Annotated in this window: 21 protein-coding genes; 17 read left to right on the forward strand and 4 right to left on the reverse strand. The window is 72.2% G+C overall.

All coding sequences use genetic code 11. From position 1 onward, the window contains the following. The first annotated feature begins 70 nt into the window (after window positions 1-70). The 12 genes from ASF39_RS00780 (at window position 71) to lpxB (ending at window position 13,313) form a co-directional block, all read left to right on the forward strand. On the forward strand, window positions 71-565 hold the full coding sequence (locus tag ASF39_RS00780; protein WP_055878983.1) for a BLUF domain-containing protein: 495 nt from the start codon (window positions 71-73) through the stop codon (window positions 563-565). A gap of 130 nt (window positions 566-695) precedes the next feature. Next, on the forward strand, window positions 696-1,259 hold the full coding sequence (gene frr / locus ASF39_RS00785) for a ribosome recycling factor (protein WP_055878987.1): 564 nt from the start codon (window positions 696-698) through the stop codon (window positions 1,257-1,259). Window positions 1,260-1,466: 207 nt separating this feature from the next. Further along, window positions 1,467-2,282 (forward strand): isoprenyl transferase, encoded by an 816-nt coding sequence (locus ASF39_RS00790; protein WP_244472222.1) that lies wholly within the window; start codon window positions 1,467-1,469, stop codon window positions 2,280-2,282. Continuing rightward, entirely contained in the window at window positions 2,282-3,154 is an 873-nt protein-coding gene (locus tag ASF39_RS00795) for a phosphatidate cytidylyltransferase (RefSeq protein WP_056280346.1), read from the forward strand. The genes ASF39_RS00790 and ASF39_RS00795 overlap by 1 nt, the downstream gene beginning before the upstream one ends. A 13-nt stretch (window positions 3,155-3,167) precedes the next feature. Beyond that, on the forward strand, window positions 3,168-4,331 hold the full coding sequence (dxr, locus tag ASF39_RS00800) for a 1-deoxy-D-xylulose-5-phosphate reductoisomerase (protein ID WP_056280349.1): 1,164 nt from the start codon (window positions 3,168-3,170) through the stop codon (window positions 4,329-4,331). 228 nt (window positions 4,332-4,559) lie between these two features. Continuing rightward, a complete protein-coding gene (gene rseP / locus ASF39_RS00805) occupies window positions 4,560-5,717 on the forward strand; it encodes an RIP metalloprotease RseP (RefSeq protein ID WP_056280352.1) in 1,158 nt (385 codons plus the stop codon). A 312-nt stretch (window positions 5,718-6,029) separates the two neighbouring features. Beyond that, the gene (bamA, locus tag ASF39_RS00810) at window positions 6,030-8,612 is read left to right on the forward strand and encodes an outer membrane protein assembly factor BamA (RefSeq protein WP_055879001.1); all 2,583 of its coding nucleotides are present in this window, start codon (window positions 6,030-6,032) and stop codon (window positions 8,610-8,612) included. 46 nt (window positions 8,613-8,658) lie between these two features. Then, window positions 8,659-9,750 carry a UDP-3-O-(3-hydroxymyristoyl)glucosamine N-acyltransferase gene (gene lpxD, locus ASF39_RS00815; RefSeq protein ID WP_056280355.1) on the forward strand — a complete coding sequence of 364 codons (1,092 nt, stop codon included), beginning with the start codon at window positions 8,659-8,661 and terminating at the stop codon, window positions 9,748-9,750. Window positions 9,751-9,954: 204 nt separating this feature from the next. Next, entirely contained in the window at window positions 9,955-10,437 is a 483-nt protein-coding gene (gene fabZ / locus ASF39_RS00820; RefSeq protein WP_055881024.1) for a 3-hydroxyacyl-ACP dehydratase FabZ, read from the forward strand. Next, the gene (gene lpxA, locus ASF39_RS00825; RefSeq protein WP_055879007.1) at window positions 10,434-11,240 is read left to right on the forward strand and encodes an acyl-ACP--UDP-N-acetylglucosamine O-acyltransferase; all 807 of its coding nucleotides are present in this window, start codon (window positions 10,434-10,436) and stop codon (window positions 11,238-11,240) included. Before fabZ ends, lpxA begins: the two co-directional genes overlap by 4 nt. 16 nt (window positions 11,241-11,256) lie before the next feature. Beyond that, complete coding sequence (gene lpxI, locus ASF39_RS00830) at window positions 11,257-12,150, forward strand: UDP-2,3-diacylglucosamine diphosphatase LpxI (protein ID WP_056280358.1); 894 nt, start codon at window positions 11,257-11,259, stop codon at window positions 12,148-12,150. Continuing rightward, window positions 12,147-13,313, forward strand: coding sequence for a lipid-A-disaccharide synthase (gene lpxB / locus ASF39_RS00835; protein WP_056280361.1), 1,167 nt, complete (start codon window positions 12,147-12,149; stop codon window positions 13,311-13,313). Before lpxI ends, lpxB begins: the two co-directional genes overlap by 4 nt. 19 nt (window positions 13,314-13,332) lie before the next feature. On the opposite strand, the gene ASF39_RS00840 is transcribed toward lpxB, so the two are convergent. From ASF39_RS00840 to ASF39_RS00855, 4 genes are all read right to left on the reverse strand, one after another. Further along, window positions 13,333-13,641, reverse strand: a complete 309-nt coding sequence (locus ASF39_RS00840) for a hypothetical protein (RefSeq protein WP_156648250.1) — start codon at window positions 13,639-13,641, stop codon at window positions 13,333-13,335. A gap of 20 nt (window positions 13,642-13,661) precedes the next feature. Further along, complete coding sequence (gene ptsN / locus ASF39_RS00845) at window positions 13,662-14,129, reverse strand: PTS IIA-like nitrogen regulatory protein PtsN (RefSeq protein WP_055879022.1); 468 nt, start codon at window positions 14,127-14,129, stop codon at window positions 13,662-13,664. Between the two features lie 134 nt (window positions 14,130-14,263). After that, window positions 14,264-14,866 carry a ribosome-associated translation inhibitor RaiA gene (gene raiA / locus ASF39_RS00850; protein WP_055879025.1) on the reverse strand — a complete coding sequence of 201 codons (603 nt, stop codon included), beginning with the start codon at window positions 14,864-14,866 and terminating at the stop codon, window positions 14,264-14,266. Window positions 14,867-14,977: 111 nt separating this feature from the next. After that, window positions 14,978-15,352, reverse strand: coding sequence for a hypothetical protein (locus ASF39_RS00855; RefSeq protein WP_156387493.1), 375 nt, complete (start codon window positions 15,350-15,352; stop codon window positions 14,978-14,980). Between the two features lie 323 nt (window positions 15,353-15,675). On the opposite strand from ASF39_RS00855, the gene ASF39_RS00860 reads away from it, so the two are divergent. From ASF39_RS00860 to ASF39_RS00880, 5 genes are read left to right on the forward strand one after another with little or no spacing between them, the layout of a single operon-like run. Then, on the forward strand, window positions 15,676-17,049 hold the full coding sequence (locus ASF39_RS00860) for an SWIM zinc finger family protein (protein WP_056280369.1): 1,374 nt from the start codon (window positions 15,676-15,678) through the stop codon (window positions 17,047-17,049). Beyond that, window positions 17,049-18,611: a DUF5691 domain-containing protein gene (locus ASF39_RS00865; RefSeq protein WP_056280371.1), complete on the forward strand. Its 1,563-nt coding sequence runs from the start codon at window positions 17,049-17,051 to the stop codon at window positions 18,609-18,611. The genes ASF39_RS00860 and ASF39_RS00865 overlap by 1 nt, the downstream gene beginning before the upstream one ends. Beyond that, window positions 18,608-19,702: an AAA family ATPase gene (locus ASF39_RS00870; protein WP_055879034.1), complete on the forward strand. Its 1,095-nt coding sequence runs from the start codon at window positions 18,608-18,610 to the stop codon at window positions 19,700-19,702. Before ASF39_RS00865 ends, ASF39_RS00870 begins: the two co-directional genes overlap by 4 nt. Before the next feature lie 10 nt (window positions 19,703-19,712). Then, window positions 19,713-22,034, forward strand: a complete 2,322-nt coding sequence (locus tag ASF39_RS00875; RefSeq protein WP_056280374.1) for a DUF5682 family protein — start codon at window positions 19,713-19,715, stop codon at window positions 22,032-22,034. Next, a complete protein-coding gene (locus tag ASF39_RS00880) occupies window positions 22,031-23,188 on the forward strand; it encodes a VWA domain-containing protein (protein WP_056280376.1) in 1,158 nt (385 codons plus the stop codon). Before ASF39_RS00875 ends, ASF39_RS00880 begins: the two co-directional genes overlap by 4 nt. Window positions 23,189-23,201 lie beyond the last annotated feature (13 nt).

Raw genomic sequence — 23,201 nt, forward strand, 5'->3', positions numbered from 1 at the left:
TTCAGCTTCGTGAGGTTGGCTCGCGTGCCCCGGGCCGCAAGCAGCGCGCCGGGCCCGAGACGCCGCAGCGATGTGCCTGGCCCAGATCGTCTTCTACAGCCACAACCGGGTCGCCATGACCGGTGGGTCCATGCGCGACATGGTGCGGGACATCCTGGCCTCGTGCAGCCGCTACGACCACACCACCGGCATCACCGGCACCCTGATCTTCAACGAGGCGTACTTCCTGCAGGCGATGGAGGGCGACCGGGCGGCGATCTCCGAGCAGCTCTGGCGCCTGGCCGAGGACGACCGCCAGAGCGGCATGGTGCTGCTGTTCGCCGGTGCGATCGATCGCCGTGACTTCGAGGGCTGGACGGTCGGCTTTGCCGGCCACACCCCGGCGCTCGACGCGCTCTACCTCCTGCACGGCACCCAGGCGAAACTCGATCCGCCGCCGATGACCGCCCGCGGTGCCGTCGGCCTCCTGCGCGCGGTGTCCCACCTCGACGGCACCCACTACGTCCAGAAATCGACGCCGCTCGCCGGCGCCGCCCGCGAGCCCGCGCGGCGCCCCACGGCGTAACCGGCCGGACGCGGGGGTGCGGGCCGGCGGCCGAGTCATTTGCGAGCGCCCGGATTTTGGTTCATGGAAGCCCACGAACCGGCCCAGCGGCCTGGCTTTCCTCCCCTGTTCGCGTCGGGACTCTTCACGCATGGCCATTCCGGACTTCGATCTGAACGATATCAAGCGCCGCATGCAGGGCGCCGTCGCCTCGCTGAAGGGCGATCTCGGCTCCCTGCGCACCGGCCGCGCCACCCCCAGCATCCTCGATCCGATCACCGTCGACGCCTATGGCGCCGCGATGCCGATGTCCCAGGTCGCCACGGTGAGCGTGCCCGAGCCGCGCCTCCTCAGCATCTCGGTATGGGACCGCGGCATGGTCAGCGCCGTCGAGAAGGCGATCCGCGAATCCGACCTCGGCCTCAACCCGCAGACCGAGGGCCAGACCATCCGCCTGCGCATCCCCGAGATGAACGAGCAGCGCCGCAAGGAGATGGTCAAGGTCGCCCACAAGTACACCGAGGAGAGCCGGGTCGCCGTGCGCCACGTGCGCCGCGACGGCCTCGACCACCTCAAGAAGCTCGAGAAGGACGGCGCCATCAGCGAGGACGACGAGAAGCGTCAGGCCGCCGAGGTGCAGAAGGTCACCGACCAGCACATCGCCGAGATCGACGGCGTGCTGGCGTCCAAGGAAAAGGAAATCATGCAGGTCTAGGGCCCTCCGCTCGGGGGCCTGCCGCCGGACGCGCGACGGGCGTGGTCTCGCCGGCTCGACGCCGGGGGATCGGCGAGAACGATGGGGCCGGTCCGGCGGGCGTCGGAGGGCCCCGGCACGACGGGGCCGCGTGGTCGACCGGTCCAGGGACGGTGAGGGAGAGACGCGGTGGATCGCCTAACGCGCGCGCGTCGGATCAAGGCAGGGATGACGTCCGACGCCGAGGTGATGGCTTGCACCGGTACGGGACCGGATTCGTCGCGGATCGAGGCCGCGACGCCCTCGCCCGGGGCCGCCGCGCGTGAGCGCCCGGCCGTGCCCGCCCATGTTGCGATCATCATGGACGGGAACGGCCGCTGGGCCGCCCGGCGCGGGTTGCCCCGCGTCGAGGGCCATCGCCGCGGCGTCGAGGCGGTGCGCCGGGCCGTCCGTTCGGCGATCGAACTCGGGGTGAGCTACCTCACGATCTACGGCTTCTCCTCGGAGAACTGGCGTCGCCCGCCCGCCGAGGTCGCCGACCTGATGGGGCTCCTCAAGCTGTTCGTGCGCCGCGACCTCGCGGATCTCCATGCCAGCGGGGTGCGCGTGCGCATCATCGGCGACCGCGAGAGCCTCACCCCCGACATTGCCGGCCTGCTCGTCGAAGCCGAGGAGCGGACCCGGCACAACACCGGCCTGACCCTGGTGGTGGCCTTCAACTACGGCGGCCGCCAGGAGATCCTGCGGGCGATGCGGCAGCTGGCGCAGGCGGTCCTCGAGGGCCGCATGAGCCCGGGCGAGATCGGGATGGACACCATCACCGCCGCCCTCGACACCACCGGCATCCCCGATCCGGACCTCGTCATCCGCACCTCCGGCGAGCAGCGCCTGTCGAACTTCCTGACGTGGCAGACGGCCTATGCCGAATACGTGATGGTGCCGGAGTTCTGGCCCGACTTCGACCACGACGCCTTCCGCGCGGCCATCGACGAGTACAACCGCCGCGACCGCCGCTTCGGCGGCTTGAGCGACAAGGCCGGCTGATGGCGGGCACGGGCGGCCCGGCACCCGCGGCCGTGCGCCGGCGCGACCGCCTCGGCGGACGCGAGTTCCGGCTTCGCGCGATCTCGGGGCTGGTGATGGCCGTCGCGGTCGTGGCGGGCCTCGTCGTCGGCGAATGGCCCTTCGCCGTGATCTGGCTCGTCGCGGCGGTCATCGCCACGGGCGAATGGATCGCGATGACGCAGCTCTCCCCGACCCGGCCCCTCGTCGCGGTGACGGCCGCGGCCCTCGTCGGCGCGGTGGTCTGCGCACGGGTCGGCACGTCGCCGGCGACGATCGCCATGGTGCTCGCCGGTGCGGGCCTCGTCCTCCTCGTCGTCGCCCGCGACAGCGCCGCTCGGGTTCGCGCCCTCCTCGGCCTCGGCGGCGGCGCCGTGATCGCCCTCGTCCCCACGGCGCTGCGCGACGATCCCGCCATCGGCATCGTCGGTCCCGCCTGGATGTTCGCGGTGGTGTGGTCCACCGACATCGTCGCCTACGTCACCGGCCGCATGCTCGGCGGCCCGAAGCTGATGCCGCGGGTGAGCCCGAACAAGACCTGGTCGGGCGCGCTCGGCGGCCTCGCCGCCGGCACGCTGGCCGGCGCCGGCTTGGTCATGGCCGCGCGCGCGCAGGGCTGGAGCGGCGCCGCCTCCGCCTCGCTGGGCATCGTGGCGCTGGCCAGCGCCGCCGCCTCGATCTGCAGCCAGAGCGGGGATCTCGCCGAGTCCGCCCTGAAGCGGCGGTGGGGCGTCAAGGATTCCGGCCGCTCCATCCCCGGTCACGGCGGCGTCATGGATCGCCTCGACGGCTTCTTCGCCGTGGCCGTCCTCGTCGGCTTCTATCTCGTCCTGCGCCGCCTGGCGGCCGCCTGAAGGAATCGTTCGCGTGAGTCTCACCGTCACCGTCCTGGGCGCCACGGGCTCCATCGGCCGCTCCACCACCGATCTCATGCGCCAGCACTCCGGCCGCTTCCGCGTCGGGGCCCTGGTCGGCGGGCGCGACGCCGCCTCCCTGGCGGCGCTGGCGCGGGAGATGAGGCCCGCATTCGTGGCCCTGGCCGACGAGGCCGCCGGACCCGCCCTGCGCGAGGCCCTGGCCGGGTCCGGCATCGCCCACGGCGCCGGGGAATCGGCGGTGATGGAGGCGGTCGCCCGCGAGGCCGACATCGTGGTCGCGGCGGTCAGCGGGGCCGCCGGCCTGCGCCCGACCCATGCGGCGCTGCGTCTCGGGCGCACGGTGGCGCTGGCCAACAAGGAGAGCCTCGTGTGCGCCGGCGACGCCTTCATGCGCGATGCCGCCCGCTACAAGGCCCGGCTGCTGCCGGTGGATTCCGAGCACAACGCCCTGGCCCAGGCGCTGGGCGACGGCCGTGTCTCGGATGTCGCCAAGATGACGATCACCGCCTCGGGCGGCCCGTTCCGGACCTGGGCTCGCGAGCGGATCGCCGCCGCCTCGCCGACGGAGGCCGCCGCCCACCCGACCTGGTCGATGGGCATGAAGATCAACATCGATTCCGCCTCCCTCATGAACAAGGGGCTGGAGCTGATCGAGGCGCACCACCTGTTTTCCATCGAGCCCGGACGCCTCGACGTGATCGTGCACCCGCAGTCCATCGTCCACGGGCTGATCCACTGGCGCGACGGCGCCGTCACGGCGGGGCTGGCCATGCCCGACATGCGCGTGCCGATCGCCCACTGCCTGGGCCTCGGCGACCGCCTGACGATCGAACGCGGCCGGCCCCTCGACCTCGTGGCGGCGGGCAGCCTCACCTTCGAGGCGGCGGACGAGGAGCGGTTCCCGTGCCTGCGCATCGCGCGGGCGGCACTGGCCGAGGGTGGCGCGGCCCCCACCGTGATGAACGCGGCCAACGAGATCGCGGTCGCGGCCTTCATCCGCGGCGCCATCCCGTTCTACGGCATCGCCGAGCTCGTCGAGCGGACCTGCGCGCATTTCGCGCCCACCTACCGCACGGCTCCCGCGGACGTCGACGAGGCCCTGGCCATCGATGCGCATGCGCGGGCCTGGAGCGCGCAGGCGCTCGCGGCCTGAAGGGCCGCGGCCCGGTCACCATGATGCGACATGGGCGTGCCGTCGCACCGAATTGCGTTGGCGGCCGCAAGACACGATCTGCTAGACAGGGTCGACAAGCGTGCAGCGGTCGTACGACCGGGCCCTGGGGCGGATCGAAGACCCGAGCGGGCGACGCGTTGCCCTGCCGACCCGGACCGGCTTAGGGTCTGAACAATCGGTCGAGAGACCGGCATCAAGGACGGACCGATGGAATTCCTCAGCGCCATGGGCGGAACCGCGAGCGGGTTCTTCGGCGCCGTCATCCCCTTTCTCATCGTCCTGACCATCGTGGTCTTCGTCCACGAAATGGGGCACTTCCTGGTCGGGCGCTGGTGCGGCGTCGGCGTCCATGCCTTTTCGATCGGCTTCGGGCCGGAGCTCGTCGGCTTCAACGACAAGCACGGCACCCGCTGGAAGCTCTGCGCCATCCCGCTCGGCGGCTACGTCAAGTTCCACGGCGACATGAACGGCGCCAGCGTGCCGGACGCGCAGGGCGTGGCGCAGATGAGCCCGCAGGAGCGGGCCACCAGCTTCCCGACGCAGCCGGTGGCCAAGCGGGCGGCGATCGTGGTGGCGGGGCCCGTGGCCAACTTCATCCTCGCCATCCTGGTCTTCGCCGGCGCGATCTACTTCGGCGGCCGCTACGAGACGCCGGCGCGGGTCGAGGCGGTGATCGCCGGCAGCGCCGCCGAGCGTGCCGGCTTCCAGCCCGGCGACGTCATCCGCTCCATCGACGGCGCCCCGGTGGGCAGCTTCACCGACATGCAGCGCACCGTGACCGGCAGCGCCGGCAGTTCGCTGAAGATCGTGGTGGACCGGGCGGGCGTCCCCACCGACCTCGTCGCGATCCCCGATATCGTCCAGGAGCGCACGCCCTTCGGACAGCACCGCTTCGGCCGCCTCGGCCTCCAGGGCCCCAAGGGCACCGAGGCGAGACTGGTGCAGTACGGCGCCCTGCAGTCGCTGTCCCTGGGCGTCTACGAGACCTACTTCGTGGTCGACCGCACCATGGACTACCTCGGCAAGCTCGTGACGGGCCGCGAATCCCCGGACCAGCTCTCCGGCCCCATCGGCATCGCCCGCGTTTCCGGCGAGGTCGCCAAGGTCGGGGGCGTCGGCGGCCTCATCAGCCTGGTGGCGCTGCTGTCGGTCTCGATCGGTCTCCTCAACCTGTTCCCGGTGCCGATGCTCGATGGCGGCCACCTGATGTTCTACGCCTACGAGGCGGTGCGCGGCCGCCCGTTGAGCGAGAAGACCCAGGAGATCGGCTTTCGCATCGGTCTCGCCCTCGTCCTGATGCTGATGCTGTTCGCGGGTTGGAACGACATCCTCAACCTCGCGGCCTCCTGGACGCGCGCCACCTGAGTCGTCGCGAAAACCAGTCGTCGCGAAAACCCGCCCGCGCCCTGAAAAAGCCCGAGGCCCGCCATCCTCCCGCCGGGGGGTGGCGGGCCTCTTTACGGTCCGTACACCCTGATTCCGGGTCGTCGGGAACCGTTAAGTGACCGGAAGGCCACGTCCCCCCAAAATCCCCAGGAGCCGGGGGACCCGAGCGTTTGCTTCGCTTCCGAAACTCGGTAGAAGCTGGGCTAGAGACCAGGTGTCGGGACGGCCGGTAAACGGTCGCTCGTCTGCGGGTGAGAGCCCGTGCTGATAATAAAAGAGACGGGCTTTTACATGATGTCGATGACGACGAAGCGCCGGCGCAAGTCGGCCGAACAGGCCATCGTCCTTGTCGCCACCGCGGCAGCCGGGCTGGTCCTGGTCGGTCCCGCTCAGGCGCAGCAGATCGTCGTTCAGGGCAACCAGCGCGTCGATTCGGACACGATCCGCTCCTACGTGACGGGCACCGCATCGGGCTCCCCCGAAGAGGCCCGCCGCAACCTGCTCGCCACCGGCCTGTTCTCCGACGTGAAGGTGTCGCGCAGCGGCGCCGGCACGGTGGTAAGCGTCCGCGAGAACAACGTCGTCAACCGCGTCGTGTTCGAGGGCAACAAGAAGGTCGAGAAGGCCACCCTCGAGGGCCAGGTCGAAGCCAAGGGCCGCAGCGGCTTCAACAAGGCCGTGGTCGAGGCCGACCTGCAGCGCATCCGCGAGGTCTACCGCCGCGCCGGGCGCGGCAGCGCCAAGGTCAGCTACCGCACCGTCGACCTGCCCAACGGCCGCATCGACGTGATCTATGTCATCGACGAGGGCGACAAGACCGGCATCAAGTCGATCAAGTTCGTCGGCAACGAGGCGTATTCGGAAGGCAAGCTCAAGGAGCTGATGTCCTCCTCCGAGATGAACTTCCTCAGCTTCATCAAGACCTCCGACGTCTACGATCCCGACCGGATCACCAACGACCTCGACATGGTCCGCCGCTACTATCTCAAGAACGGCTACGCCGACTTCCGGATCGTGAACGCCGACTCCCGCTACGTGGAAGGCGAGGACGCCGGCTGGGCGATCACCGTCACCGTGGAAGAGGGCGCGCAGTACCGCGTCGGCGCCGTGGCCATCGACTCCCGCCTGGCCGGAGTCGACACCCAGGTGCTCGACGGCGAGGTCCGCACCGCCGTCGGCGACGTCTACAACGCCGAGGACGTGGAGAAGACCCTCACCGGCGTGACCAACCAGGTCGCCCGCCAGGGCTACCCCTTCGCCCAGGTGCGCCCCACCGGCCAGCGCGACCGCGCCACCCAGACCGTCTCCCTCGGCTTCGTGGTCGAGGACGGCCCGCGCGTCTACGTCGAGCGCATCAACATCCGCGGCAACACCCGCACCCGCGACTACGTCATCCGTCGCGAGCTCGATATCACCGAGGGCGATGCCTACAACCGCGTCCTCACCGACCGGGCCGAGCGCCGCCTGAACGGCCTCGGGTTCTTCAAGAAGGTCCGCTTCTCGAACGAGCCGGGCACGTCGGCCGACCGCGTGATCATCAACATCGACGTCGAGGATCAGCCCACGGGTTCGTTCTCGGTGGCTGGTGGCTACTCGACCCAGGACGGCATCATCGCCGAGGTCTCGGTCTCCGAGTCGAACTTCCTCGGCCGTGGCCAGTACGTCCGCGTCGCCGGCACCGCCGGCCAGTACTCCCGCGGCGTCGACTTCTCGTTCACCGAGCCCTACTTCATGGGGTACCGTCTCGCCGCAGGTTTCGACGCCTTCTACAAGTACAGCGACCAGACCCGTTACTCGCGCTACGAGACCACCGTCTACGGCGGTCAGCTCCGCGTCGGCCTGCCGATCACGGAAGAGTTCGGCGTGACCCTGCGCTACTCGCTCTACAATACCGAGCTGAAGGTCCCGAACACGATCCGTCGTCCCTACAACGACTGCTCGAATCCGATCCCCGGCTATACGCAGACCTACGGGCCCAACACGTTCAGCCAGAGCGTCGGCGGGCGCAGCGTGAGCGGCCTCTCCGCCTACCCGGCCTGTGCCTTCGACGGCGAAGCGTCGATCGCCCTCAAGGGCTCGCAGGGCAACACCCTCACCTCACTGGCCGGCGTGACCCTCGCCTACTCCACCCTCGACAGCCTCCAGCTCCCGCGCAACGGCCTCTATGCCGAGTTGAAGCCTGACGTGGCGGGTCTCGGCGGCGACTCGAAGTTCTTCCGCGTGACCGGCGACGCCCGGTACTACAAGGAGCTCTACGAGGACGTGGTCGGCTTCGTGCGGTTCCAGGGCGGCCACATCTCGGCGCTCAACGACGAGCCGCTGCGCATCACCGACCAGTTCTTCCTCGGACCGTCGCTGGTCCGCGGCTTCGCGCCCAACGGCATCGGCCCGCGTGACGTCGGCATCGCCGACAGCCGCTCGAACGCGGTCGGCGGCACCACCTACGTCGGTGGCACGGTCGAGGTTCAGTTCCCGATCTGGGGCATCCCTCGCGATCTCGGCCTGAAGGGCGCGGTCTTCGCCGATGCCGGTACGCTGTTCGGCTACAACGGCCGCTCGCAGTTCAACGTGAACGGCGACGCCTTCATCAACGGCATCGCACCGGGCGGCGGCTGCAACTACTCGTCGGTCGGCCCCAACGCCATCGCCGTCGAACCCGAGTGCGTGAACGTCCGCGACAAGGCCGTGATCCGCTCCTCGATCGGCGCCTCCATCCTGTGGAACTCGCCGCTCGGACCGATCCGCTTCGACTACGCCTACGCCCTGTCGAAGGACGAGGGCCAGAAGGTGTTCGGTCCCGACGGAACCTTCTACGGCCGAGTCGGCAAGGACCAGCTCCAGGCCTTCCGCTTCTCGGGCGGCTCCCGGTTCTGAGCGACGGGCTCCGCCCTCCCCACCGGGGGGCGGAGCCATTCGTGGCATGACCGATCCGATCTTCTTCAGAACCCGCACCACCCTGAGCCTCGGCGCCATCGCCGGGGCTTGTGGCGTCGGCGTGCCCGATGGAGCCGATGCCGAGGCCGCCTTCGCCGGCGCCGCGCCGCTCGAATCGGCCGGCCCCGGCGACGTCGCCTATATGGACAACGCCCGCTACATCGACGCGCTGGCCGCGACGCGGGCCGGCCTCTGCCTCGTCTCCCGCCGCTTCTCGGCGCGCGTGCCGGCCGCGACGGCGGCGCTGGTCCTGCCGGATCCCTATCGGGCCTATGCCGGCATCCTGGCGCTGTTCCATCCCGACGCCATGCGGCCGGGTTCGCTGTTCGGTTCCGCCGGGGTCTCTCCGGGGGCTCACGTCCACCCGGACGCGCGCCTCGAGGCCGGCGTCCGCGTCGATCCCGGCGCGGTGATCGGCCCGGGGGCCGACCTCGGGTCGGGCACCGTGATCGGCCCGGGCGCGGTGATCGGTCCGGAGGTCCGGATCGGTCGCGATTGCGCCGTCGGTGCGGGAGCCACCCTCACGCACGCGCTTCTCGGCAACCGGGTCATCGTCCACCCGGGCGCGCGGATCGGGCAGGACGGGTTCGGCTTCGCCATGGGCCCGGGCGGCCATCTCAAGGTGCCGCAGATCGGCCGGGTCATCATCCAAGACGATGTCGAGATCGGCGCCAACACCACCGTCGACCGCGGCGCCAGCCGCGACACGGTGATCGGCGAGGGCACCAAGATCGACAACCTCGTGCAGATCGCCCACAACGTCGTCATCGGGCGCCACTGCGTCATCGTCTCGGGCGTCGGCATCTCGGGGTCGACGACCCTGGAGGATTACGTCGTCCTCGGCGGCCAGGTCGGCGTCGTCGGCCACATCCGCATCGGCATGGGCGCGCAGATCGCCGGCTCGTCGAACGTCAACCGCGACGTGCCCCCCGGCAGCCGCTGGGGCGGCACCCCGGCCAAGCCCGTGCGCGCCTGGTTCCGCGAACTGACGACCCTGGCCCGGCTCGCCGAACGGACGGGTCGCGACGGCGACGGCCCGGCCGGGACCGGCGGCACCCCCCCGGCGCAGGGAAGCTGAGGCCCGCCTTCGGGTCGCCGGACCGTGCATCTGCGATCCGGCCTTGCATTGGCCCCGATTTCTTCACAAGAGGGCCGCTCGCCGTGAAGCGCCCGTGCCGATCCTGAGGCGCGGGCCGATCCACGGCCATCGATCGAGGCGGGCAGCGGGCGTTCGGAGGCGCCGGCACGCGCGAAGTTTGGGGTGTAGGATTCCATGAACGAGATGCCGCGAGAGTCCGGCGGACGCGATGCCGGGCAGGAACTCGCCTCGGCCGACATCCAGAAGGTGCTCGAACTCCTGCCCCATCGCTATCCCTTCCTGATGATCGACCGGATCGTCGAGATCGACGGCGACAAGTCCTGCATCGGCATCAAGAACGTGACGATCAACGAGCCGCAGTTCACGGGGCATTTCCCGGGCCTGCCGGTCTTCCCCGGCGTGCTCCTGATCGAGGGCATGGCCCAGACCGCCGGCGCGATCTGCTGCCGCCACATCATGTCCGAGGCGGTCCGCACCAAGCAGGTCTTCTTCATGACCATCGACAAGTGCAAGTTCCGTAAGCCCGTCGTCCCGGGCGACACGGTGCGCTACCACATGACCAAGATCAGCCAGCGCAAGACGATGTGGTGGTTCCGCGGCGAAGCGCGGGTCGGCGACACGCTGGTGGCCCAGGCCGAAATCGGCGCCATGCTGGTGACCGAGTGAGCGCCGCGATCCATCCGAGCGCGGTCGTCGAGGACGGGGCACGGCTCGGCGAGGGCGTGCGGATCGGGCCGTTCTGCCACGTCGGCCCGCAGGTCTCCCTGGCCGACGGGTGCGAACTCGTGAGCCACGTGGTCGTGGCCGGCCGCACCAGCGTCGGCGCCCGGACGACGATCTATCCCTTCGCCTCGATCGGCCACCCGCCCCAGGACCTCAAGTTCCGCGGCGAGGCCTCGACGCTCACCATCGGCGCCGACTGCATGATCCGCGAAGGCGTGACCATGAATCCGGGCACCGAGGGCGGCGGCCTGGAAACGGTGGTGGGCGACCGCTGCGCCTTCCTCGCCAATTCCCACGTCGGGCACGATTGCCGGGTCGGCGACGGCGTCGTCTTCTCCAACAACGTCATGCTGGCCGGCCATTGCACCGTGGGCGACTACGCCATCCTCGGCGGCGGCGCGGCCATCATCCAGTTCGCCCGCGTCGGCGCCCACGCCTTCGTCGGCGGCCTCTCCGGCCTGGAGAACGACTGCATCCCCTACGGCATGGCGCTGGGCAACCGCGCCTATCTCTCCGGCCTCAACATCATCGGCCTGCAGCGGCGCGGCTTTTCGCGCGAGGACATCCACACCCTGCGCCGGGCCTATCGCCTGCTGTTCGCGCCGGAGGGCACGCTTATGGAGCGGCTCGAGGACGTGGCGGCGGAGTTCGAACCGCATGCGGCGGTGGCCGACATCATCGCCTTCATCCGCGCGGGCGGAAAACGCTCGCTGTGCACCCCGCGCGGAACCCCGGGCGCGGCGTGACGGGCCGGGCCGGACGATGAGCCTGTCCGCATCGGCCGTGGCGCCCGCGCCGGCCGCGCCCCCGGCCCCCGAACGCCCCCTGGTGCTGGTGGCCGGCGCCGGGCGCCTGCCAGAACTGGTGGCGGCCTCCCTAGAGCGGTCCGGGCGCCCGTTTCGCGTCCTCGCCATCCGGGGGTTCGCCGAGGGCCCGATGCGGGCGCGGGCCAAGGCCAGCGTCGACCTCCTCGACGTCGCCGGCGTCCTCAAGATCCTCGATGCCTGGGGCCCCGCGAGTGTCGTGCCGGCCGGCGGCGTCTCCCGGCCGAGCCCCGCCGCGATCCTCAACGCCGCCGCGGCCCTGCGCAACCGTGAAGTCCTGCGGGCCATGGCCAACGGCGGCGACGACCGCCTGCTGCGCGGCGCCCTGTCCCTGCTGGAGGAGCGCGGCCACAGCGTCGTCGGCGTCCACGACGTGGCGCCAGACCTCCTGAGCCCGGAGGGGCAGCTCGGCCGCCATGCCCCCGACGAGGCGGCCGCCCTGTCGATCGCCACCGGCCGGGCCCTGCTCGGCGCGCTGTCGCCCTACGACGTCGGGCAGGCGGCGGTGGTCGCGGCCCTGCGGGCGGTGGCCGTCGAAGGCCCGGAAGGGACCGACCGGATGCTCGCCCGCGCCCGGGCGCTGGGGCGGAGGCCGTTCGGGCTGGGGCGGGCGCAGCCCGGTACCGTCCTCGTCAAGCTCGCCAAGGAGGGACAGGACCTGCGGGTCGACCTGCCGGCGATCGGGCCACGCACGGTGACCAACGCGGCGGCCGCGGGTTGCGCCGGCCTCGCGATCCAGGCCGGCCTGACCCTGATCATCGACCGGGAGGCCACCGTCGCCGCCGCGGACCGTGCCGGCCTGTTCGTGGTCGGGCTGAGGATCGACGGGTGAGCGCCGCCCCCCGAAAGATCTGGCTGGTGGCCGGCGAGGATTCCGGCGACCAGCTCGGCGCCAAGCTGATGCGCGGCCTGTCCGATCTCTCCGAGCATCCGCTCGTCTTCGGCGGCGTCGGCGGCGAGGCGATGATCGCCCAGGGGTTCGCGTCCCTGTTCCCGATCGACGACGTGGCGGTCATGGGCTACCTGCCGGTGGCCGCGCGCCTGCGCACGCTCCTGCGCCGCATCCGCCAGACGGTGCGCGACGTCGTCGAGGCCCGGCCCGACATCCTCGTCATCATCGACAGCCCGGGCTTCACCCATGCGGTGGCCTCGCGGGTGCGCAAGCGGATGCCGGGGTTGCCGATCGTCGACTACGTCTCCCCCAGCGTCTGGGCCTGGCGGCCGTGGCGCGCGGCCAGGATGCGGCCGTTCATCGACCATGTCCTCGCCCTCTTGCCCTTCGAGCCGGAGGCGCATCGGCGCCTGGGCGGCCCGGCCTGCACCTACGTCGGGCACCCGCTGATCGAGCGCCTGTCGGAATTGCGTCCCGGTCCCGACGAGGCGCGGCTGCGCGCCGCCGACCCGCCGACGATCGTCGTCCTGCCCGGCTCCCGCCGCTCGGAGATCGAGCGGCTGATGCCGGTGTTCGGGGCGACGCTGGCGGATCTCGCGCGGCGGATCGGCCCGGTCGAGGCGATGCTGCCGGCGGTGTCCCGGCACCGCGCCATGATCGAGCGGCTGGCGCTCGCCTGGACGGTGCCGGTCCGGCTCGTCCACGGCGAGGCCGCGAAATACGCCGCCTTCCGCCGGGCCCGGGCGGCGCTCGCCGCCTCGGGCACCGTCACCCTCGAACTGGCGCTCGCCGGCGTCCCGATGGTGGTGGCCTACAAGGTCTCGCGGATCGAGGAGACGGTGGCGCGCCGCCTCATCCAGGTGCCGACCATCGTGCTCCCCAACCTCATCCTCGGGGAGAACGCGATGCCGGAGTTCGTGCAGGCCGATTGCACCGCCGGGCGCCTCGCCACCGCCCTGGCGCCGCTGGTCACGGGAGGCGCCGAGCGCGACGCCCAGATCGCGTCGCTCGACCGGATCGACGGCCTGATGCGCCTCGCGCACGACGACATCCCGAGTCGCAGCGCCGCCCGCATCGTCCTGGCGCTGATCCCGACGGCGTAGGCGCCGGATCGGCGAGGCTCTAGCGGCAGCGGGTCCTGATCAGCCCGGAAAACTCCTTCTCGGAGCCCTGGACCTCGGCGAGGCGGGCGCCGCGTTCGGCTCCCGACAGGCAGCGCCCGTAGACGCTGGCCGTGCGCCGCATGGTTTCCACGTGGCGCCGCCAGACCCGGCATCGGTCGGCATCGTCGCCGCCCGCCTGTTCGAGCTGTTCGAGGGCCTGGCGCTGCATCGAGGTCGCCACGAGGACGTCGCGGGCGCAGGCGGTGTCGGTCTGCGCCTGGGCGACCGAGACGGACGACGGCAGGACCACGAGGCAGCCGATCGCCATCGCTCTGGCCAATCCCGTCATCATGCCGCCTGCGAGGCGGAGGTGTGGGTCAAAAGCGCATAGAGGGCGGTGGCGTCCCGCGCCGCGCGGATGCGGTCGAGGATGCCCGGCTCGCGCAGGACCCGCGCCACCTGGGCCAGCGCCTTGAGGTGGTCGGCCCCCGCCCCCTCGGGCGCGAGGAGGAGGAAGGCGATATCCACCGGCTGGCCGTCCAGGGCCTCGAAGTCCACAGGCTTTTCCAGTCGGGCGACCAGACCGAACAGCCGGTCGAGCCCCGGCAGCTTGCCGTGCGGAATGGCGACACCGTCGCCGATGCCGGTGGAGCCCAGCCGCTCGCGCTGCTGCAGGGTGTCGTAGACCGCCTGCTCGTCCAGGGCCGGAAGCCGGCGCACGGCATGCGCGCTCAGCTCCTGCAGGATCTGCTTCTTGGCACGCGCACGCAGCGAGGGCACGACGGAATCCGGACTGAGGAATTCCAGCACTGGCATGGAGGACCATCGCCCCGTCGGCGACGCCCCGCAGGACACCGCACGTGAATTGAAAGACCGCAGACGAGCAGGCGGCGCCCACCCCTACGGCCTCATGACCCGCCTCCCCGAAACGTCCCCGGCGCCGGCGCCGCTCAGGCGGCGGCCTCGGGCGGGTCGATCCAGCCGATCGCGCCATCGCTGCGGCGGTATACGACGTTGAGGCGCCCCGTACCAGCGTGAACGAAAACGATCACCGGCGCCCCCGTCATGTCGAGAGCGGTGACCGCCTCGCTCACCGAATGGCGCTGGAGGGTCTTGGTGCTCTCGGCCACCACCGGCGGATGGGCGTCGCCATCCGGGATCTCGTCGTCGTAATCGTCGTCGTCGTCGGGCGCCGCGATCACGGCATAGGCCGCTTCGACGGCGGCCCCGTCGTGGAGGGCGGCGCCATGGTCCTTGAGCCGGTTCTTGTAGCGGCGAAGGCGTTTGTCGAGCTTGTCGGCCGCCTGCTCGAAGCTGGCGTGTGGGTCGTGGGCGCTGCCGGCGACTTCCAGCGTCAGGCCGGTGACGAGGTGGATGACGCAGTCCGTCCGATAGGCGGTCCCGTCCCGCCGCAGGGTCACGTGCCCGTTGGCGCTGGCGTTCATCGCGGGATCGAGGAACTTGCCGAGCGTTGCGGCCATCCGGTCCTCGACGCGCCCTCGCAGGGCCTCGCCGAGGTCGAGGCCATGGCCCGTGACGCGTAATGACCCCATGATCCCTCCGGTTCTTCGCCGTGTCGATCGTATGGAGTTAAGGATTCTTGGCCGGCGAAGTCAACGCGGGCCTCCCGGCGCCAATCGGCGTGCCGCACGCACCGTTTTCTCTCACGCGCCCTTGGCGGGGGCGACGTGCCTCAGCAGCGTCACCTTCCGGCCGGCGTCACCGTAGTCCGCCCAGAGCCGCTCGCAGGTGGAGGCCGGCTCCGTCGCCAGGGCCTCGGTCGTGCGGGCGACCTCGGCCTTGAGGCGCGCGGACCGCTTCTTCATGAAGAAGTCCTCGTGGCTCAGCCCATGCTGGCGGGCGAAGCTCCGGAAGTGTTCGGGGTCGATCTTGACGCCGGTGCAGTGGCGCCCGGCGAGATCCGCCTCGATGCCGGCGACCATGGCGGGGCTGTCCGCCTGGCGGACCTCCCGGCGCGCTTCGGCCCAGGTCCCGACCGCGATCCAGGCCATGCCCGCCAGAGCCAATCGCTTGATCAAGGTCGCCTCCTACGAGATCACGGGTTGCCCAGCCTGGACAAGCGCGTGCGATGTAACCGGTTCCCGAGCCGGCGCTCCGGTGTCGTCGCCGCGCTGGAGACAGGAGCCGTGCTCGACCCTGACGATGTGGGGCGCACCTCCCGTGCGGCGGTGTCGCCGTCGCGGCTGCACCGTCCCATCGAGAGAAGAGCCGGGTCGACGCCGGCTATAGCCGCAGAGGTCTCGATCCGTTGCTTGCAACGGCCCACGCGGTTTTGGGCTTTTCCTCGTCGTCCTGTCGCCGCTAGTCTGTCGTCCGGCCGATGCGACGAACCGGGCGCCCCATGAGCCTCACCCCCGCCCAGATCCTCGACCTCGCGCCCGACGCGCCGAGCCGGAAGGCCGGGCAGGAGCAGGCCAAGCCCGGCAGATGGAGCGGCCTCGCGCGGGCCGGGGACGTGGTCTGGGGCGAGATCAAGGGCAGCGGCGCCAGCCCCTATCGGACGGTGGCGGACCTGTCAGGGCCGGCCTCGAAATGCACCTGCCCCAGCCGCAAGTTCCCCTGCAAGCACGGCCTCGGGCTGATGCTCGCGCATGCCGCCGGGCCGGAAGCGTTTCCCGAGGCGGCGCCCCCCGATTGGGTCGGCGCCTGGACGACGGGGCGGGCCGCCCGCGCAGCGGCACCCGCGGCCGATGCGCCCGCAAGACCGGTCGACGAGGCGGCACAGGCCCGCCGCCGCCGGGCGCGCGAGGACAAGGTCGCCTCGGGACTGGCCGAGCTCGACCTGTGGCTGCGCGACCTGATGCGGCGCGGCACCGCGAGCCTGCGCGGCGAGCCCTACGCCTTCTTCGACCGGATGGCCGGGCGCCTCGTGGATGCCCAGGCCCCCGGTCTCGCCCGCCGGGTGCGGGCACTGCCGGGCCTGCTCGCGGCGGCCCCGCGCGAGGGCGCCGCATCCGGCAACGAGGCCGTCGCCCTGGCGGTCGGCCGGCTCGGCCTGATCCTGCGCGCCGCCCATCGCCTCGACTCTCTCGATCCGGGGCGGCAGGCGGCGGTACGTGCCGCCATCGGCTTCCCCGTGAGCGCCGAGGAGATCGCCCGCCGACCCGACGAGACCGACACCTGGACGGTGCTCGCCCACGAGATCGAGGAGGAGGACAAGCTCGTCGCCCGCTCGGTCTGGCTCGCCGGGCGAACCGGCGGGCGCCTGGCGCAGGTGCTCGACTACGGCACGCCGGGCTCGCCGCTGCCGCCGGCACCGGTGCCGGGGCAGGCGTTTTCCGGGGCGCTCGCCTTTCTTCCGGCCGCCCCCGAGCTGCGCGCGGTCCTGCGCGAGGGACGCTCGGTCGCGGTCCAACCGGCGAGCCTGCCGGAAGCGGGCGGCATCACGGACGCCCTCGACACCTGGGCCGGGGCACTGGCTGTGACGCCCTGGATCGACCTGTGGCCGATGCGGCTGTCGGGCGTGTCCTTCGGGCTGTTGAGCGCATCCGAACCGGGCGTGCCCCGGTTCGGAGTCGGCGATGCCGGTGGCTGCCTGGCGTTGCGCGACGACCCGCGCATCCGCTCCTTCGTGGCGGTGGCGGCCGGCCGGCCGATCGACCTGTTCGGTCTCTACGACGGCTACGGCCTGCGCCCGCTCGGCCTGGTCGCGCAAGGGCGGCTCTACGTGGCGCCGGCGCAGGACGCGCGTCCGCTGCTGCGGCGGGCGGCCTGATGGCGCATCCGACCGCGGGACCTTCCCCTGGCGATCCCTGGCGCGCGACCCTGGCCGCGACGCTGCTGGGAGCCGAGCGTGCCCCGTTGCGCTCGATGGCGGACGGACCGCTCGATCTCCCGGCCACCGGGGATGCGGGCGCCGACCTCCTGGCCGGGATCGGGGGCTACGGGGCCTACCACCTCGCCGGCAGCGGCCTCACAGGCGATGCCCTGCGGCCGTTCCCGCACCGCGAATCGGCCGGGCCGCCCTGCCCCACGGCGGCGGCCGACCGCCTCGCCGGGCTGATGGCGGAGAACGGACCCGCCGAGCGGATCGAGGAATGGTGCCGGCTCGCCGCGGCGCGCGGCTTTCGCGCCCCGCCCGAACTGCTCTGCGTCCTCGACCGGCGGCGTGACGGTGCGACCGGCTCCGCGACGATCGACCCGGTCGCCGCCGCGGAGCTCGCCTGGCTGCACCGGGTCTGCTCCGGGCGGGACGAACCGGACGTCGCCGCCGACGACTGGACGGTGGGCGACGCCGGAACGCGGGTCACCGCCTTCACGGCCCTGCGCCGGCAGGACCCCGCCGGCGCCCGAACGGCTCTGGAGGCGGCCTTCAAGGGGGAGAAGGCCGACATGCGCGCGGCCTTGGTCAGGGCGCTGGACGAGGGCCTGTCCGCGGCCGACGAGCCCTTCCTCGAAGCCTGCCTCGACGACAGGGGTAGCGGCATCCGCACGGCGGCCCAGATCCTGCTGGGCCGCTCGCCCGGGAGCCGGTTCATCGGCCGCATGGCCGGGCGCGCCGCCGCGGCCCTGCGGATCGTGGAGACCAAGCGGTTGCTGCGTGCCCCCAGGCACGATCTCGTCGTCACCCTGCCGGAGGAATCCCCGGAGCTGGCGCGCGACGGCATCGCACCGAGCCCCTATGCCGTCCACAGCACCGGCGGCCCGCGCGCCCAGCTTCTGCGGGAGATCGTCGCCCTGGCGCCGCTCTCGGGCTACGCCGGCCACCCTCCCCGCCTGTGGATCGAACGCGCCCTGGCGAGCGAATGGCACGAGCCGCTGCTCGCCGGCCTCACCGCAGCGATCCGCCGGGCGGGCGATCCGGCCTGGACGCAAGCGACGATCGACGTCCTGACGACCGCCTGCGCACACCGCCTCCCGGGCGTGACGGCCACCGATGCCACCCGGCGGGCGCTCGCCACGGTGGTCGGCACGCTGCCCGACGATCAGTGGGAGCGCGCGATGACGGCCGCCCTCGCGGGACCGCTCGACCTCGTCCCGACGATGCTCGACGAGGCCCCCGAGGCGTGGTCGCCGGCCTTCACCGCCGCGCTGCTCGATTGGCTTGCCCCGGTCGCAGGGGGGCCGGTGGCCGGTCGCGACGTCCTGCGCCGCGGCGGCCTGCCGCGGCAGATCGCCGAGCGCGGCCATGCCGACCGGGACGCCGCCGCCGCGGCCGCGGCCATCGCCGCCCGCCTGCCCGACGACGCCGACGCCTCTCTGCGCCGGCAGATCACCGCGATGGCCGAGACCCTCGACCTGCGCGCCGCCATGAGACGGGAGTTCGATCCGACATGAGCCAGACCGCGATCCCCTCCGCGCAGCTGCGCCGCTCGGCCGAGGACGCCTTCGCCGAGGAGCTGGAAGCGCTGAAGGCCGCCGACACGCGGCCGAGACCGCCGAACTGGCGGCTCTCGCCCCAGGCCGTCGTCACCTACCTGATGGGCGGCGAGGCCGGCGCTTTGGCGATCACCCCGAAGTACATCGGCGACCGGCGGCTGATGGAGGTGGCGGTGGCCACGCTGGCCACCGACCGGGCGCTGCTGCTACTCGGCGTGCCCGGCACCGCAAAGAGCTGGGTGAGCGAACACCTGGCGGCGGCCATCTGCGGCACCTCGCGTCTCGTGGTGCAGGGCACCGCCGGCACCAGCGAGGAATCGATCCGCTACGGCTGGAACTACGCCCTGCTGCTGTCCAAGGGCCCGAGCCGCGAGGCGGTGGTGGCGAGCCCGATCGTGCGGGCGATGGAGGAGGGCCGCATCGCCCGCGTCGAGGAGCTGACCCGCATCCCCTCCGAGACGCAGGACAGCTTCATCACCATCCTGTCCGAGAAGACGATGCCGATCCCCGAGCTGAACGAGGAGGTGGCGGCGCAGAAGGGCTTCAACCTCATCGCCACCGCCAACAACCGCGACCGGGGCGTCAACGAGCTGTCGAGCGCGCTCAAGCGCCGCTTCAACACCGTGGTGCTGCCGCCACCCGCCACCATCGAGGCCGAGATCGCCATCGTCGAGACCCGGGTGGCCGCCCTCGGCCGAGCCTTCGAGATCCCGGCCGAGCCGCCCGGCGCCGACCAGATCCGCCGAGTCGTCACGATCTTTCGCGAGCTGCGCCTCGGGGTGACCGAGGACGGCAAGAGCAAGGTCAAGCAGCCGTCAGGCACCCTCTCCACCGCCGAGGCGATCAGCGTGGTCGGCAGCGGGCTGGCGCTCGCCGCCCATTTCGGCGACGGCCGGCTCACCGCCCACGACCTCGTCTCAGGCATCGCCGGCGCCGTGGTGAAGGACCCGGTTCAGGACGCGGTGATCTGGCGCGAGTACCTCGAGACCGTGGTCAAGGAACGGGCGGAGTGGACGGATTTCTACCGCGCCGCCCGCGCGTCGGCCTGACCGGGCGGGCATGAGCGAAATCCGCATCTTCGGCATCCGCCATCACGGGCCGGGCTCGGCCCGCAGCCTCGTGCGCGCCCTCGACGCCTTCGCCCCCGATTGCCTGCTGGTGGAGGGGCCGCCGGATGCCGAGGCGCTGCTGGCGCTCGCCGCCGACCCGGAGATGCGCCCGCCGGTGGCGTTGCTCGTCTACCGGGCCGACCGGCCGCGCGACTGCGCCTTCTTCCCCTTCGCGGCGTTCTCGCCCGAATGGGTCGCCCTGCGCCACGCGCAGGAGCGCGAGGTGCCGGCCCGCTTCATCGACCTGCCCCACGCGATCCAGCTCGCCGACGGCTTCGGCGAGCCGGCAACCGAGGGACCGGCCGCCATCGAGGACGAGGCCGAGAAGGATCCGGAGACGGGCCCGGCCACGGCCGCCATGCGGCGCGATCCCTTGGGCGAACTCGCCCGGGCGGCGGGCTACGACGACGGCGAACGCTGGTGGGACGCCTTCGTCGAGAGCCGCTCGGAGGCGGGCGAGGACGTTTTTTCCGCGATCGCCGAAGCGATGGCCGCCCTGCGCGAGGCCGAGGACGCCATGTCCGAGAACGCCATGTCCGAGAACGCCTCGCCCGACGCCGAGCGATTCCGCGAGGAAGCGCGCGAGGCCCACATGCGCACCGGCCTGCGCAGGGCCGCCAAGGACGGGTTTTCGCGCATCGCCGTCGTCTGCGGCGCCTGGCACGCCTCGGCGCTCGCCCGCCACCACGCCAAGGGCCAGTCGGTGCGGGATGCGGCGATCCTGAAGGGCCTGCCCAAGACCAAGGTGGCAGCGGCCTGGGCGCCGTGGTCCTACGAACGCCTCGCCACCGCCAGCGGCTACCGGGCCGGCGTGCTCTCGCCGGAATGGTACGACGCGGTCTGGCACCACGGCGACCGCGTCGCGGCGCGCTGGCTCTCCCGGGCCGCAGCACTCCTGCGCGGGGAAGACCTCGACGCCTCCTCCGCCACCGTGATCGAGGCGGTGCGGCTGGCCGGCATGCTGGCGGGCCTGCGCGGGCGCTCGCGCCCCTCCCTGGACGACCTCGACGAGGCCGCCGCCTCGACCCTGTGCTTTGCCGACCCCGCCCCGATGAGGCTGATCCGCGCCAAGCTCGTCATCGGCGAGCGCCTGGGCGCCACCCCAGCCGGCAGCGCCCGGACGCCGGTGGAGCTCGATTTCGCCGCCCAGTGCAAGCGCCTGCGCCTGTCGCCGGAGGGCGGGTCGCGCGAGATCGTGCTCGACCTGCGCAAGGAGGGCGACCTCGCCCGCAGCCACTTCCTCAACCGCCTCGCCCTCGTCGGCATCCCGTGGGGGACGCGGCGCCAGGCCGGCGGACGCGGCACCTTCCGCGAGGCCTGGGTGCTCGCCTGGCAGCCGGAATGGGCGGTCGACCTCGTGGCGGCCTCGGCCGATGGCGGGACGGTGGCCGACGCGGCGGCGAGCCGGATCCGGACGCTCGCCCATGCCACCACCCGCGTCAGCGACCTCTCGGACCTGATCGGGACGCTGCTCGACGCCGACCTCGCGCAGGCGTCGGCGGACGTGGTCCAGGCCCTCGACGACCGCGCCGCGGTCTCCTCCGACGTGTTCGACCTGATGCAGGCGCTGCCGGCCCTCGCCGAGCTCGCCCGCTACGGCTCGGTCCGCTCCTCGGACACCGAGCCGGTGCGTCGGATCGTGCGCGGGATCGTTCCGCGCATCGCCGCCGGCCTCGTGGTGGCCTGCCAGAGCCTCGACGACGATGCGGCCGCCCTCGCCAAGGGCCATGTCGAGGGCGTCCACCGGGCCGTGTCGCTGCTGGAGGAGAGCGACCTCGGCGAGGTCTGGCGGGACGCCCTGCTGTCGCTGGCCGGCCAGGACCACGTCCATGGCCGCGTGGTCGGGCGCGCGGTGCGGCTGCTGTTCGACGCGCGCGCGATCTCGGCCGAGGATGCCGGCACGCGCCTGCGCCTCGCCCTGTCGCGGGCGAGCGGCGCCGGGCCGGCCGCGGCCTGGATCGCCGGGTTCCTGGAGGGCGGCGGCACCGCGCTGATCCACGGCGACGGGCTGCTCGGCATCCTCGACGACTGGCTCGTCGGCCTCGACGCGGACCTCTTCACCGACCTCCTGCCGCTGGTCCGCCGCAGCTTCGCGACGATCCCGCGGCCCGAGCGCCGGGCCATTGGCGAGGCCCTGCGCCGGCCCGGCGGCACGACGCCGGACGCCACCGGCCACGGGCACGGCTTCGACGCCGCGCGGGCCGCCCGCGTGCTGCCGGTGCTGCGGCTCCTGCTGGGACCCGAGCCGGCGCCCGGCGGAGACGCCCGATGAGCGAGACCGAACGCCTGCGCCGCTGGCGCCTCGTCCTCGGGGGCGACGAGGCCGACGGGACCGGCCATGTCCTCGCCGGCCGCGACGCCGGGATCGACCGGGCGCTTGGCGCCCTATACGATTCCGACCGCAAGGCGGGTCTGGGCGCCTCCGCCCCGTCGGTGCCGCGCTGGCTGGGCGACATCCGCGACTATTTCCCGACCGCGGTGGTGCAGGTGCTCCAGCGCGACGCCTTCGAGCGCCTCGACCTCGAGAGCATGCTCACCGAGCCGGAACTCCTGGAGGCGGTGACCCCGGACGTCGCCCTGGTCTCGACGCTGATCTCCCTGCGCGGCATCCTCGGCGGCAGGACCAAGGACACCGCCCGCCTCGTGGTGCGCAAGGTCGTCGAGGCCCTGATGAAGCGGCTGGAGGAGCCGATGCGCCGGGCGGTGGCCGGGGCGATCGACCGGGCGAGCCGCAACCGGCGCCCGCGCCATGCCGAGATCGACTGGAACCGCACCATCCGCGCCAACCTGCGGCACTACCAGGCGGACTACGGAACTATCGTCCCCGAAACGCGCATCGGCTACGGCCGGCGACAGCGCGCCAGCCTCAAGGACGTGATCCTGTGCATCGACCAATCGGGGTCGATGGCCCATTCGGTGGTCTATTCGAGCATCTTCGGGGCCGTGATGGCGTCGCTGCCGGCGGTCTCGACCCGCCTCGTGGTGTTCGACACGGCGGTGGTCGACCTCACCGAGGAAATCGAGGACCCCGTCGAGGTGTTGTTCTCGGTGCAGCTTGGGGGCGGCACCGACATCAACCGCGCCGTCGCCTATTGCGAATCCTGCATCACCCGGCCGGACGACACCATCCTGGTGCTGATCTCCGACCTCTACGAGAGCGGCGTCGAGGCCGGGCTTCTGGCCCGCGCCCAGCGGCTCGTCGCCTCGGGCGTGCAGATGATCGCGCTGCTGGCGCTGAGCGACGAGGGCGCGCCCAGCTACGACCGGGCGCTGGCCGGCCGCCTCGCCGCCCTCGGCGTCCCCTCCTTCGCCTGCACGCCGGATCTCTTCCCCGACCTGATGGCGGCGGCCATCCGTAAGGGCGACGTCACCGCCTGGGCAGCGCAGGCCGGCATCGCGGCGGTGGCGGCAGCGCCCGGGGCTTGATCGGCCAGCCGGG

This window comes from Methylobacterium sp. Leaf108 (assembly GCF_001423265.1).
GTDB lineage: Bacteria > Pseudomonadota > Alphaproteobacteria > Rhizobiales > Beijerinckiaceae > Methylobacterium.